Origin of the sequence: Pseudomonas sp. KU43P (genome assembly GCF_033095865.1) — a bacterium.
In the GTDB taxonomy this organism is placed as follows: Bacteria; Pseudomonadota; Gammaproteobacteria; order Pseudomonadales; family Pseudomonadaceae; genus Aquipseudomonas.
Genome location: NZ_AP019365.1, coordinates 2,958,588 through 2,971,584 on the forward strand (window position 1 = coordinate 2,958,588; position 12,997 = coordinate 2,971,584).

The 12,997-nt window shown below is 65.2% G+C and carries 12 protein-coding genes; 4 read left to right on the plus strand and 8 right to left on the minus strand.

The genetic code is table 11. The features are described 5' to 3' along the window. The first annotated feature begins 23 nt into the window (after positions 1-23). The gene (locus KU43P_RS13420) at positions 24-1,196 is read left to right on the plus strand and encodes an MFS transporter (RefSeq protein WP_317657864.1); all 1,173 of its coding nucleotides are present in this window, start codon (positions 24-26) and stop codon (positions 1,194-1,196) included. Between the two features lie 12 nt (positions 1,197-1,208). Here KU43P_RS13420 and KU43P_RS13425 read toward each other — a convergent pair whose 3' ends face one another. After that, a complete protein-coding gene (locus tag KU43P_RS13425; protein WP_317657865.1) occupies positions 1,209-2,348 on the minus strand; it encodes a glycerate kinase in 1,140 nt (379 codons plus the stop codon). Positions 2,349-2,460: 112 nt separating this feature from the next. Then, positions 2,461-3,558, minus strand: coding sequence for a sugar diacid recognition domain-containing protein (locus tag KU43P_RS13430; protein ID WP_317657866.1), 1,098 nt, complete (start codon positions 3,556-3,558; stop codon positions 2,461-2,463). Positions 3,559-3,721: 163 nt separating this feature from the next. Here KU43P_RS13430 and KU43P_RS13435 point away from each other — a divergent pair, with 163 nt between their 5' ends. The 3 genes from KU43P_RS13435 (at position 3,722) to KU43P_RS13445 (ending at position 7,836) form a co-directional block, all read left to right on the plus strand. Continuing rightward, positions 3,722-5,050, plus strand: a complete 1,329-nt coding sequence (locus tag KU43P_RS13435; protein WP_317657867.1) for an MFS transporter — start codon at positions 3,722-3,724, stop codon at positions 5,048-5,050. Positions 5,051-5,225: 175 nt separating this feature from the next. After that, the gene (locus KU43P_RS13440; RefSeq protein WP_317657868.1) at positions 5,226-6,746 is read left to right on the plus strand and encodes an apoptosis inducing factor family protein; all 1,521 of its coding nucleotides are present in this window, start codon (positions 5,226-5,228) and stop codon (positions 6,744-6,746) included. Positions 6,747-6,825: 79 nt separating this feature from the next. Beyond that, entirely contained in the window at positions 6,826-7,836 is a 1,011-nt protein-coding gene (locus KU43P_RS13445) for an aldo/keto reductase (protein ID WP_317657869.1), read from the plus strand. Positions 7,837-7,894: 58 nt separating this feature from the next. Here KU43P_RS13445 and KU43P_RS13450 read toward each other — a convergent pair whose 3' ends face one another. The 6 genes from KU43P_RS13450 to KU43P_RS13475 form a co-directional block, all read right to left on the minus strand. Next, complete coding sequence (locus tag KU43P_RS13450; RefSeq protein ID WP_317657870.1) at positions 7,895-8,038, minus strand: hypothetical protein; 144 nt, start codon at positions 8,036-8,038, stop codon at positions 7,895-7,897. A gap of 135 nt (positions 8,039-8,173) precedes the next feature. Then, on the minus strand, positions 8,174-8,392 hold the full coding sequence (locus KU43P_RS13455) for a cold-shock protein (protein WP_317657871.1): 219 nt from the start codon (positions 8,390-8,392) through the stop codon (positions 8,174-8,176). Between the two features lie 127 nt (positions 8,393-8,519). After that, the gene (locus KU43P_RS13460; protein ID WP_317657872.1) at positions 8,520-9,194 is read right to left on the minus strand and encodes a TraX family protein; all 675 of its coding nucleotides are present in this window, start codon (positions 9,192-9,194) and stop codon (positions 8,520-8,522) included. 3 nt (positions 9,195-9,197) lie between these two features. Beyond that, positions 9,198-10,283 (minus strand): metal-dependent hydrolase, encoded by a 1,086-nt coding sequence (locus KU43P_RS13465; protein ID WP_317657873.1) that lies wholly within the window; start codon positions 10,281-10,283, stop codon positions 9,198-9,200. Between the two features lie 180 nt (positions 10,284-10,463). Next, on the minus strand, positions 10,464-11,714 hold the full coding sequence (locus KU43P_RS13470) for an OprD family porin (RefSeq protein WP_317657874.1): 1,251 nt from the start codon (positions 11,712-11,714) through the stop codon (positions 10,464-10,466). Between the two features lie 53 nt (positions 11,715-11,767). Beyond that, positions 11,768-12,967 (minus strand): benzoate/H(+) symporter BenE family transporter, encoded by a 1,200-nt coding sequence (locus KU43P_RS13475; RefSeq protein ID WP_317657875.1) that lies wholly within the window; start codon positions 12,965-12,967, stop codon positions 11,768-11,770. Between the last annotated feature and the right edge of the window lie 30 nt (positions 12,968-12,997).

Consider the following 12,997-nt stretch of genomic DNA (forward strand, 5'->3'; position numbering starts at 1 on the left):
CCCGCAACAGAAGCGCCGCAGCCATGCCAATCGTCATCTATGTGTTTTCCCTGTGTACCTTCACCTTCGGCTTGTCCGAATTCGTGGTGGCCGGGCTGGTTTCAGCCATGGCCGAAGACCTCGCCACCTCGGCCACCGCCGTTGGCTCGACGATTGCCGCCTATGCACTGGGCGCCGCCATCGGTGCGCCATTGCTGACGGCGCTGCTGCTCGGCTGGCGTGAGCGCACTGTCCTGCTGCTGACGCTGGCCGTGCTGGCGATCGGCAGCCTGGCGTTCGCCTGGGTCGGGCAGTTGCCACTGGCGAACCTGATCCGCTTCGTGATCGGCCTGGGCCATGGGGTATTCATGGCCGTGGCTGCCGATGTGGCGGTAAAACGCGTCGATTCATCACGCGCAGGCAGGGCGATGTCGTGGGTATGGCTGGGTTTGACGCTTGCGCTGGCGTTGGGTGTACCGCTGGGCACGTTGCTTGGCAGCCTGTGGTCATGGCGGGCGGTCTTCGTCGCGCTTGGCGTGATGAGCGGGGTCAGCCTGCTCGGGCTTTGGCGCCTGATGCCTCGGGAGGCTGCGCCGGCGCTACCCACTGGCGGCCGCCTGGCCACGCTGCTGTGCCGGCCACTGCTGGCAGCGGCGAGCATTGCCATGTTGGTCAGCGTGGCGACGTTTTCGTTCCTGACCTATGTGTCGCCGTTCCTGCTCCAGGTCACGCGGGGCGATGTCGGCTTGCTGAGCCTGGCGATGCTGATGTTCGGCGCCGCTACCCTGCTCGGCAATGTACTGGGCGGCCATGCGGCGGACCGGTTCGAAACCGACAGGTGCCTGCAGGTGGCCCTGGTGCTGCTTGCCGCGAACCTTGGGCTGCTGTACCTGGGGCGTGAGCAAGCCTGGGCGGTGGTACTGCTGGTGGGTGGGCTCGGGGCGGTGTTCTTCGCCATCGTCACCCTGTCGACCTTGCGCCTGCTTGGCATGGCCAGGCAACTGGCACCGCGGGCGACCGGGGTGGCGTCGGGCTTGAGTATCGCTGCTTTCAACCTGGGCACGGCGCTGGGAGGGGGGCTCGGAGGGTGGTTGATCGAGTGGGCCGGCCTGGGCTACTTGCCATTGGCCGGCGCGACGGCGGCACTGGTTGCGCTGTTATTGCTCAGCTACCAAGCCGCATCGGCGAAGGCCCTGCAAGTGCCTGTCAGGTCGTGAAACCAAGAGCGCTCACGGTCGTTTGGCGCAACACCAGAGCCGGGCAATATCACGGGCCCGCGCCTGCAGCAACGCCCCTGCGTCGGCGCACGCCTGCTCCAGGCTCATCGGCCCGCTGGCCAGGGCGAAGGCGGCATCGATACCGTGAGCATAGAGCTGCTGATAGCCCTCACCCAAGGTGCCTGCCAGCACCACTACCGGCACGCCATGACGCTTGGCAACCCGTGCCACGCCCAGGGGCGTCTTGCCACGCAGGGTCTGGGCATCGAAACGCCCTTCGCCGGTAATCACCAGGTCCGCGCCTTGCACCAATGCGTCCAGCCCGGCCAGTTCGGCCACCACTTCAACCCCAGGGCGGAATCGCGCGCCCGTGAAGGCCTTGGCGGCAAAGCCCATGCCGCCTGCCGCGCCGCAGCCAGGAAACGCGCGCACGTCCTCGTCCAGCAGCTGCGCGCAGTGATCGGCAAAATGGCCCAGTGCCTGATCCAGCGCCTGCACCTGCTCGGGGTTGGCACCCTTTTGCGGGCCAAAGATGGCCGAGGCGCCGTTGGGGCCGCACAGCGGGTTGTCGACGTCGGCGGCCACTTCGACTTGTACCTCGGCCAGCCGTGGGTCGAGGTCGCTGGCATCGATCCGCGCCAGGCGGGCCAGGGCCAGACCGCCCTCTTCCAATGGCTGGCCGTCGGCATCCAGCAAGCGCAGGCCCAGGGCCCGCAGCATGCCGCTGCCGCCATCGTTGGTGGCGCTGCCGCCAATCGCCAGGACGATGCGCTTGGCACCGGCTGCCAGGGCCGCAGCGATCAATTCGCCGGTGCCCCAGGTGCTGCTGCGGCAGGCATCGCGCTGGCCGCTCGGCACCAATTGAATGCCGCTGGCCTGGGCCATCTCGATGATCGCCGTGCGGCTCTCGGGCAGCCAGCCCCAGCCGGCTTCCACGCTTTGCCCCAGAGGGCCGCGCACGCTCTGGCGGCGCAATTGGCCGTGGCTGGCAGCGAGGATGGCCTCCATGGTGCCTTCACCGCCATCGGCCATCGGGCACTCGACCAGTTCAGCCGCCGGCAAAGCCTCGGCAAGGCCCGTGGCAATGGCGCGGGCGACACCGGCCGCGTCGAGGCTGTCCTTGAACGAGTCGGGGGCGATGACGATCTTCATGAAGCTTCTCCTGTGCAGATAGCGGCATGCTGACAGCTACCGGGTTTGGCGGCCTCGGTCGAATGCACAAAATGCCCAGCCGGTTGTTTGGGCAAATGCCATTGAGCGCGGCTCAATCCGCCGGTAGCAACTGCAGGCCCAGGTACAGGCTGAGCATGCCCTCCAGGCGCAGGGGGTCGACTTCGCCCAGCTCGGCGATGCGCTCCAGGCGATAGCGCAAGCTGTTGCGGTGGATGCCCAGGGCGTCGGCGCAGGCCTGGCTCTGGCCATCGTGCGCGCACCAGGCACGCAAGGTCGCGAGCAGCTGGCCGCTGGCGTCTTTGGCGCGGACCCGCTGTAAGGGCTCCAAGAGCTCATCCAGTGCATCTTCATTGCGATGGCGCCACAGCAACGCCGGCAGGCGGTAACGCGCGAGGCTCAACAGCTGTTGGTTGGGTAGCACTTCGCGGCCGTAGGCCAACAAGTCACGCACGCGTCGATAGCCACGGCGCAACTGCTCCAGGCTCTGCGCCGGGCTGCCCATGGCCATGCGCTGGACCTCCCAGCCACCGCGCAGCAGGCGCTCGATCAGCTTGTCTTCATCCAGCGCCGGCCCGACCGGGCGGCACCACAACAGCGAGTCCCGCGCCGGGCTGACGCACCAGCTATCGGGGTAGCGGTTCATCAACCAGGCCGCCAAGGTTTCGCTGGGCGGCCCGCCGCGCAATTCGAACAGGCAGGGCACGCGGGGCAACTGCGGCTTCAGGCCCAGTTGCTGAGCCTCGTCCATTAGCCGAGGCGAATCACCGGTGCCGCCCAACAACAGGGCCAGCAGGTCATCGCAGCGCTGGCGCCGCCATTGCTGCTCCACTTGCAGGTGACGCTGGGCAAGGAGCATTTCGGCTGTCATGCGCACCAGTTCGCCGAAGGTGCGCAGCTGCTGCGGGTCGCCGGTCAGGCCGAGCACGCCGATCAACCGGCCATCGAGCATCAACGGCAGGTTGACCCCAGGCTGCACGCCCTTCAGGCATTTGGCGGCGTCGGCATCCAGTTCGACGATACGGCCGTTGGCCAGAACCAATTGCGCGCCTTCGTGGCGGGTGTTGATGCGCTCCGGTTCGCCGCTGCCGAGGATCAGCCCCTGGCTGTCCATGACATTGACGTTGCACGGCAGAATGGCCATCGCCCGATTGACGATATCCTGCGCCAGGTCATGGTCCAGTTCGAACATTGCGCGATCCTATGGCGTGTTAGGTTTTGTACTGAGGCACAGCGGCCTGCACGATACGCTGTGCAAAAGCACAAAGACAGGCGCGTCGCACTCCCCGAGACTCGTCAGGGCGAGCGCCGGCACAGGCGACGCGGCGACAACCATAACAACAGAGATCACGATCATGGCACACAGCCCTGCCCCTGACCAAGGCACCGAGAACACCCGCAATGCGCTATACCGGCGCATTACCCTGCGCTTGATTCCGTTCATTTTCATCTGCTACCTGTTCAACTACCTGGACCGCGTCAACGTCGGCTTCGCCAAGCTGCAGATGCTCGATGCATTGAAGTTCAGCGAAACCGTGTACGGCCTTGGTGCCGGCATCTTCTTCATCGGCTACGTACTCTGCGGCCTGCCCAGCAACCTGGCGCTCAACCGCTTCGGCCCACGGCGCTGGATCGCGGCGATGATGATCGCCTGGGGCAGCTTGTCCACCTGCCTGCTGTTCGTCACCACCCCTACCGAGTTCTACACCTTGCGCCTGCTGACTGGCGCGGCCGAGGCCGGCTTCTTCCCGGGCGTGGTGCTGTACCTCTCGCGTTGGTTCCCGGCCGACCGCCGTGGCCGCATCATGGCCCTGTTCATGTCGGCGATCCCGGTGTCGGGCCTGCTGGGCGGGCCGTTCTCGGGCTGGATCCTCGAGCACTTCGCCGCCGGCCAACACGGCCTGGCCGGCTGGCAGTGGATGTTCCTGATCCAGGGCCTGCCGACCGTGGCCCTGGGCGTGCTGGCCATCCGCATGCTCAGTGACGGTTACCAGAAAGCCGCCTGGCTGAGCCCGGCCGAACGCCAACTGATTGCTGCCGACCTGCAGGCCGACGCCGCGAGCAAGCCGAACACCAGCGGCGACAGCGTGCTGGCCGTGCTCACCAACCCGCTGATCTGGACCTTCGGTTTCGTCTACTTCTGCATCCAGAGCGGCGTGTACGCGATCAACTTCTGGCTGCCGTCGATCATCAAGAACATGGGCTTCGACAACCCGCTGCTGATCGGCTGGCTGAGCGCCATTCCGTACCTGCTGGCCGGGGTATTCATGATCATCTGCGGCCGCTCGGCCGACCTGCGCAACGAGCGCCGCTGGCACCTTGTGGTACCGATGCTGATGGGCGCACTGGGCCTGTTGATCGCAGTCAACTTCGCCGGCAACCCAACCATCGCCATCCTCGGCCTGTCGATCGCCACCATGGGCGCCCTGACCGGCCTGCCGATGTTCTGGCCGATGCCGACCGCGCTGCTGAGCGCCAGTGCCGCAGTGGCGGGCCTGGCGATCATCAACTCGGTGGGCCAGATGGCGGGCTTCCTCAGCCCGTACCTGGTGGGGTTCATCAAGGACCAGACGGGCTCGACCGATGCTGCGCTGTATTCGCTGGCAGCGTTGATCGTGCTGGGCAGCCTGGTGGCCCTGCGGGTTTCCCGCGCCGGGGTGTTGAAGGCCGCTCGGGCCAATTGAGGCGACAAGGGGCCGCGCTGCGGCCCATTCGCCGGCAAGCCGGCTCCCACAGGTACTCCACCGCCCTTGAAAGCAGTGATTTGGCGGCGATAGGCACCCCGCCGATCGTCAGATCAACGCATCTCCCCCACCACCGCGGCGTCAAATGTTTCCAAAGCCCCTTTGGAGAACCTTCATGACCCAGCACGCCGTGGCCCGCCTCGAACAGCTCGACCCCAAACGCCCCCTGCGCGTGCAGGCTGGCAGCGAAGAAGTGATCCTGGTTCGTCAGGGCGAGCAGGTCCATGCCTACCAGGCCGATTGCCCGCACGCCGGTGCTCCGCTGGAGGAAGGCGTAGTCTGCAACGGGCTGCTGGTGTGCCCTTGGCACAAGGCCGCGTTTGCCGTCGACGAAGGCGCCGTTTGCGAGCCCCCGGCGCTGGCTGACCTGCGCCGCTACAAGGCGTGGGTCAAGGATGGCGAAATCTGGGTCGATGACCAGCCGTTGCCGCGCGTCGGTGCGCCCCGCCACAGCGATGCCCGCTGCTTCGTCGTGATCGGTGCCGGCGCCGCCGGCTCGGCGGCGGTTGCCACGCTGCTGGCCAACGGCTTTGCCGGCAAGCTGATCTGGCTCGACAAGGAACGCCAACCGGCCTACGACCGAACCGCGCTGAGTAAATTCGTGCTTGCCGGGGAAATGCCCGCCGACGAGGTGCCCGCGTTGCTGGAGTCTGACCAGCTACGCCAGGGCCAGCTGGAACGGCGCCTGGGCAAGGTGCGCACGCTGGATGCTGGCAAGCGCCAGATCACCCTGGCCGACGGCCAGCGCATCGACTATGACGCCGCCCTGCTGGCCACCGGCGGCAAACCACAGCGCCCCGCCGTACCCGGTACCGACCTGCCAGGGGTCATGACGCTGCGCACGCGCGAAGACGCCGCACGCCTGCTCGATGCCGCCGAACCGGGCCAGCCGGTGGTGATCGTCGGCGACGGTTTCATCGGCCTGGAGGCTGCCTCGGCCCTGCGCAAGTACGGCGCACAGGTGCATGTGGTGAGCCGTCACCAGGTGCCGCTGGCCAAGCAGCTTGGTGAGCGCATCGGCAGCTGCATCCGTGAACTGCACACGCGCAAGGGCGTGGTGTTCCATGGCCCGACCGAGGTCACGCGTTTCAGCGGCTCGGGGAAGGTAGACGCCGTGGAGCTGGCCAATGGCGAAACGCTGCGCACTTCGCTGGTGCTGCTCGGCACCGGGGTCAAACCCGCCACCGCTTTCGTGCAAGGCGTGCCGTTGCACGCCGATGGCGCCTTGCTGGTGGACGCTGAACTGCGCGCCGCCGACGGTTTGTGGGCCGCGGGCGATATTGCCCGCTTCCCCCTCGCTGGCCACCCGGTGCGCATCGAACACTGGCGCCTGGCACAACAACACGGGGTGATCGCCGCCGCCAACATGCTTGGCCAGCAGCGCCGCTACGACGATGTGCCGTTCTTCTGGACCTACCAGCATGGGCGCACCTACGAAGTGCTGGGGCATGCGCAGCACTGGGACGACATCGTGTATGTCGGGCAGCCGGAGCAAGGCGACTTCATTGCCTTGCAGTGTGTGGGTGAGCAGGTCGTGGCAGTCATCGCCAAAGGCTACTCGGACGCCATGGCGCTGTTGTCACAACGGATGAAGCGGCCGCTGAGCCGGGAGCAGGCCCTGGAACTGATCGGTTGAAGCGGTGGGGCGGCGCTTTCAAAGGGGCGTGCTTGTGTGTAAAACAGACGCTTCCCCTCCGTGCACAGGATGCTTCGACATGATCTACCGCCCCCTCGGCCACAGCGGCCTGCAAGTCTCCGCGCTCACCCTGGGCAGCATGATGTTCGGCGAGCAGACCAGCACCGAAGATGCGTTGCGGATCATCGACAAGGCCTGGGACCAGGGCATCAACTTCATCGACACCGCCGATGTGTACAACGCCGGCCGTTCCGAGGAGATCGTCGGCGAGGCCGTGGCACGTCATCGTCAGGACTGGGTGGTTGCGTCCAAGGTCGGCATGGGCCCCACCGATGGTTTGCCCAACCGCAGCGGCCTGTCGCGCAAGCATATCTTCAACGGGATCGACGCCACGCTGACGCGCATGCACCTGGACTACCTGGACATCTATTACCTGCACCGTGAGGACCACAAGGTGCCGTTGGAAGAAACCGTGCGCGCCATCGGCGACCTCCTGCAGCAAGGCAAGATCCGCTACTGGGGCGTGTCCAACTACCGCGGCTGGCGCATCGCCGAGATCTGCAACGTCGCCGAGCGCCTGGGCGTGGCCAAGCCGGTGGTGAGCCAACCGCTGTACAACATCGTCAACCGCCAGGCCGAACCCGAACAGCTGACCGCCGCCGCCTACCATGGCTTGGGCGTGGTGCCTTTCAGCCCGCTGGCCCGTGGCGTGCTCAGCGGCAAGTACGCGCCGGGCGCCGCCCCCGAAGCCGGTAGCCGTGCCGCCCGCCAGGATAAACGCATCATGGAAGTGGAGTGGCGCCAGGAGTCACTGGCCATCGCCCGCGAGATCCAGGCCTATGTACAGGCCAAGGGCGTGGGCATGGTCGAGTTCGCGATCGCCTGGGTGCTCAACAGCCAGCTGGTCAGCTCGGCGATTGTCGGGCCACGGACCGAGGCGCAGTGGGACACTTACGGTGGTGCCCTGGGGGTGAAGATCACAGCGGAGGATGAAGCCTTCATCGACTCGCTGGTGACGCCGGGGCATGCGTCGACGCCTGGGTTCAACGATGTGGCGCATTTTGTCAGTGGGCGACTGGCTCGGCGCTGAAGTCGAGGCCGCACGGCCAGGAGCCCAAGGCCCCTGGCCGAACCGCTCGGCGCAAGCGCTAGTTCAGGAGGGGTTCGTCTTCGATGACGAGATTGACGGCATACCACAGGCCATCCTCGCCCTGAAGCAGCTCATAGCTCACTTTCTGCCCTTCACGGATCACCTGCGAACCATCGCCTACCGCCCCTCTGAAAAAAACCACTTGCCCTTCCGGGGGGTGACTTCGCCAGGATTGACCTGTGCAAGCGAAGCACCGGGTTGATGCCGAGCGCGTCTGGACATGAAAAGACTCCCGTCGAATTTCATTGTTCAAGCAAGTTTGAACCCCAGCAGGCCATTAGTTTACGGGTTCGACTTCTTCGGCCTGCATGCCCTTTTGCCCTTTAACGACCTTGAACTTCACCATTTGCCCTTCCTTCAGGGACTTGAAACCGTCCCCTTTGATGGACTTGAAATGCACAAACAAGTCAGGCCCTGACTCAGGCGTTATGAAACCGTAGCCTTTTTCGTCATTGAACCATTTGACCGTCCCGGTTTGTATCTCACTATTCGGCATTCTCTTCACCCTTGGTATCTGCAGCACGCTGTAATCGGTTCGACAGGCCAGCTTCGAGGCTACGGGCTGTCATTGCTGATCTTGCGGTCAGTAGGCAGACATGACTACTGGCAGTTTTACTAGGTAGTCACATCAGCACTTTGATCACCAGCAGGTGCACCGGGTAGAACAGATAGCCCCAACGCCGCACCGCCGGCACGCGCCAATGCTCGATGCGCAGCATCAGACAGCCGAAGGGGATGGCCAGCAGCGCAGCAGCCATGGTCAGCAACGTGATGGGCGCCGACAGGTGCCCGCGCAACCAGCTATTGGTCAGGTTGCCCGCCACGGCCAGCAGGCAGGGTAACAACCAGCTCAGCCCGCCGAAACGACGCGCCATCAGCCAAGCCGCTGGCAGCAATACACCCGGCAGGCCGTACATCAAATGCCGGCCGAACAACGCCCCTGCCAACATGGCGACAAGCCCGGCCAGGCGAGCCCACACCAGGGCATGCTGCACGCCCCAAGCCACCAGCAAACCCAGGGCAAGCGTAGGTATCACGCTGAATGTCTGGGTATCGGCATCCAGCCAGCGATACGGCCCTTCGGATAACACGGCGAAGGCGATCATCCAGCCGAGATAGCGCGACGGGATGCGTTGCTCGCGTGCCACGTTGACGGCGATGGCCAGGCAAAACAACGGAAACGCCAGCCGACCGACTATGAACAGGCCGTCGGCAGCCGGCCACAGGAAGCGCAGATGGTCGGCGACCATCGTCAGCATCGCTGTCCACTTCACCAGGTCCAGCCCTGCCGAGCGCATCTGTCAGCGACCAGGCTCGGGGGCCAGGCCCAGATACCGAGTGGTCCAGACCGCCAGCGGTAGCGGCGGTTGCTGGTCGAGGATGCGCCGCCAGATCAACGCCAGGTCATGGCTGTCGAACATCGATCCGGCACCCGCCCCTACCCAGCGGCTCGGCGTAACGGCCACCCAGTGCCCCTGGCTGTCGCGGTGGGCCATGTTGAAGCGGAAGGTGTAGTTGCCGGGGATGCCCATGCGCAAGTCGGTGACCACCAGTGCGTCGCCGATCCGGTCATAGCGCAGCCAGTCATCGGTGAACCAGCGCAGGCGCTGCAGCAAGGGGGCCGCCTTGATGCCTTCGGCGACGTCGAGGTTCAGCGGCAGGCGCTGCATTTCCGGCGGTTCCCGGTCGAACATGCTGCTGATGCCTTCGTAGTAGTCGCCATCCGGGGTCTTGGCCAGCACCCGCCAGACCAGGCTGTTGAAGGCCATCGGCACGGCACGCAGGTGGGTTACCGCAACCCCTTGCTGGTCGAGGGCAGCCTGGAAACGCTGCTCGGCTGCCATGCGCCCGGCCAGGCCGAAGCCCAGGTAGGCAGTGCTGAACAGCAGCGCCAGGCTGATGAAACGCAGCGCCTTGGCGTTCACCCCCTTGAGCGCGGTGTAGAGCACGGCAGCCAGTAGCGGCACGGTGTAGAGCGGGTCGATGATGAACACCGCCGCCCAGCTGAGCGGCGTGGACTGCAGCGGCCAGAACAGTTGGGTGCCGTACACCGTGAATGCATCCAGGATCGGGTGTGTCACCAGCACCAGCCAGAAGGCCAGGAACAGGCGTGGCAGCGTGTAGCCCTTGTGTGGCCAGCGCGTTCGGCCGAGCCAGTTGACGAGCCCGGCCAGCAGCAAGGCCAGGCCGGTCAGCACGAAGATCGAGTGGGAGAAGCCGCGGTGGTAGGTCATCTGCGACACCGGGTCGGCATAGCGGATAACCACGTCGAGGTCTGGCACGGTGGCCAGGGCGGCGCCGTAGAGGAGCGCGCGACGGCCCTGGATACGGCCGAGTACCGCGCCCTGGAGCGCGGCGCCCAGCACGGCTTGGGTGATAGAGTCCAAGAGCAGGTTTCCTGAAGGGGCGATGTAGGAAACCTAACCCTGGGAGGTCGGATGGTGCAAATGCAGGTGTGTGACAACAGATAGCAAGTTCACCTGATGGCCCTATCGCCGGCAAGCCGGTTCCCACAGATGTGATCCTCCTGTGGGAGCCGGCTTGCCGGCGATAGGGCCGCTAAGACTTCAGAACAACTGCCAGGTGTACACCAGGATCAACCGGTTCTCATCGATATCACTGCGGTAGTTGGACCGCGCCATGGCATTGCGCACGCGAATGCCCAACCCCTTTAGCACCCCGCTCTGCACCGCATAGCCCAGGTCGATGTCACGCTCGCGGTCCTTGCCTTCGAATCCTTGCCCGGTATCCACGTTGTTACCGGTGATGTAGCGCACCGTTGCCGTCAGCCCCGGCACGCCCATGGCCGCAAAGTTGTAGTCGTAGCGCAACTGGTACGAACGCTCATCGGTGTAGGCGAACTCATAGGTCGGCACCTCGTTGCCCAACGGCGAAATATTGGCGAATACCCGTGGGAACGGGCTGTCGCCATAGATGCCCTGGTACCCCACGTGGAAGCTGTGGCCACCGTGCTTGGCCGTCAGCAGCGAGAAGAACGCCTGGTTGTCGATATTGCCCAGCAACGCATCGCCGTCTTCGCGTGCCGTGAAGTAACCAAGGTTGGCACTGAGCACCCAATCCCCCAATGGCTTGTTGTGCTTGAAACCGACAAAGCTTTGCTCGTAGATGTCCTCCAGTTGCCCGTACCACAGGCTGAGAGTGCTCTGGTTGGCATTGAACGCGTAGTCGCCCCCCACATAGTTGAAGCCATCGCTTTCGGCCTGGCGCTGCGGCACATGGCCGAGCATGGCGTTCATCTTGCCATCGCCCCCTTCGTTGCGCAGGTGCGTGGAGTTCAGGTGCCCGGCTTGCAACGTCAGGCCGTCCAGCTCCGACGAACTCAGGCTGACGCCCTGATAGGTCGGCGGCAGTAGGCGGATATCGCTGAAGGTCAGTACCGGCAGGTTGGGTTGCAGTTCACCGATGCGCAACTCGGTCTTCGACAACCTGCCCTTGAAGGTCGGTGCCAGGCGGCTGTAATCGTCCGCGGCGCGGCCATCGCCGTGCACCGGTAGCAGGCCGGTGTTGACGCGGTCCGGGCTGCTGTCGAGCCTGATGCCGAGCAGGCCCAGGGCGTCGACGCCGAAGCCGACCGGGCCGGGCGTGTAGCCAGACTTGAAATCGAGGATGAAGCCCTGGGCCCACTCCTGGGCCTTGGACTGCCGATTGGCGCCGACGATGTCGGAGTAATCACGGCTGAAGTAGTAATTGCGGGCGCCGAGGCTGGCCTTGGCATCTTCGAAGAAGCCGCCTTCGGCAGCCAGCAGCGGTTGGCTGAGCAAGGTCAGCCCGATGGCAACGCAGGGGGTGTGGTTCATTCCGAAGCTCTCTTGATCTTGTTTTTATGGGTAAAGCGTTGGGAACACGGTTTTCAGGCGTTGCGGTTCAGGGCCTCCACGGCTTGCGGCCGGCGCAGGCTCAGCAGCGCGTGGGCCAGCAGGCCGAACAGCAGCCCCCAGAACGCGGCCGAAAGGCCCAGGAAGGACACCCCGGAAGCCGTGACCAGAAAGGTGAACAAGCCGGCATCGCGCTCGTTGGGCGCTGCCAGGCTGCGCACCAGCGCTTCGCTGATCGCCCCATACAGGGCCAGCCCGGCAAGTGTTGCGATCAGTGCGGCAGGGAAAGCCGCGAACAGCGACATCAGCGTCGCCCCGGCAATGCCCAACAGCAGGTACAGCACACTGCCCGCCACTGCCGCGACATAGCGTCGGCGGGGGTTTTCATGGGCCTCGTGGCCGGTACACAGGCTGGCGGTGACCGCTGCGAGGTTCAGCCCATGGCAACCGAACGGGGCCAGCAACGCACCGCCGATCGCGCTTGCGCTGATCAGCGGGCTGGCCGGCGTGCCGTAGCCGGCGTTACGCAGCACCGCCATCCCCGGCATGAACTGCCCGGTCAATGCCACCAGCACCATCGGCAACGCCAGGCTGAACACCGCTGCCAGACTGAATTGCGGCGTGATCCACTGGGGCGTGGCCAATGCCATGACCAGTGCCTCGCCGCGAAACGCGCCGCTGGCGACCGTCACCATGGCGCCGACACCCAGCACTGCCGCCACCGCGTAGCGCGGCTGCACCCTGCGCATCAGCACGTAGGTGACGAACATCGCCAGTACCAACATCGGTTGAACCGGCAACGCACGGAACACCTCCGTGCCGAAGCTGAACAGGATGCCGGCCTGCATGCCTGCGGCGATCGAACCGGGCAAGCGCGCGATGATGCGGTCGAAGGCGCCGCTGATGCCGATCAGCAGCAGGATCAGGTTGGCGATCAGGTACGCACCTACCGCCTGCTCAAGGCCAAGCTGGGGCAAGGCGCTGACCAGTAGCGCAGAGCCCGGGATCGACCAGGCGATCACCACCGGCACGCGGTAATGCAGGCTGAGCACAGCGCCCAGCACGGCACTGCCCATGGAGACCGCCCACACCCAGGAAGACAGCAGGCCATGGGAAAGGCCGGCGGCTTCGGCGGCGTGAAAGATGATCACCAGCGGGCCGGCGTAGGAAATCATCGTCGCGATGCAGCCGGCGAGGATGGCGGACAGGGAGCAGTCCTTGATCAAGGTTTTCATGAGGGCCTCTCGCGACTGGGGTGGATGGCA

Bases quoted from the DNA above. Each gene is read 5' to 3' on its own strand.
- KU43P_RS13475 (WP_317657875.1), bottom strand. From the start codon at position 12,967: ATGAAAACCTTGATCAAGGACTGCTCCCTGTCCGCCATCCTCGCCGGC.
- KU43P_RS13455 (WP_317657871.1), bottom strand. From the start codon at position 8,392: ATGCCGAATAGTGAGATACAAACCGGGACGGTCAAATGGTTCAATGAC.
- KU43P_RS13425 (WP_317657865.1), bottom strand. From the start codon at position 2,348: ATGAAGATCGTCATCGCCCCCGACTCGTTCAAGGACAGCCTCGACGCG.
- KU43P_RS13435 (WP_317657867.1), top strand. From the start codon at position 3,722: ATGGCACACAGCCCTGCCCCTGACCAAGGCACCGAGAACACCCGCAAT.
- KU43P_RS13430 (WP_317657866.1), bottom strand. From the start codon at position 3,558: ATGTTCGAACTGGACCATGACCTGGCGCAGGATATCGTCAATCGGGCG.
- KU43P_RS13440 (WP_317657868.1), top strand. From the start codon at position 5,226: ATGACCCAGCACGCCGTGGCCCGCCTCGAACAGCTCGACCCCAAACGC.
- KU43P_RS13420 (WP_317657864.1), top strand. From the start codon at position 24: ATGCCAATCGTCATCTATGTGTTTTCCCTGTGTACCTTCACCTTCGGC.
- KU43P_RS13460 (WP_317657872.1), bottom strand. From the start codon at position 9,194: ATGCGCTCGGCAGGGCTGGACCTGGTGAAGTGGACAGCGATGCTGACG.
- KU43P_RS13445 (WP_317657869.1), top strand. From the start codon at position 6,826: ATGATCTACCGCCCCCTCGGCCACAGCGGCCTGCAAGTCTCCGCGCTC.
- KU43P_RS13470 (WP_317657874.1), bottom strand. From the start codon at position 11,714: ATGAACCACACCCCCTGCGTTGCCATCGGGCTGACCTTGCTCAGCCAA.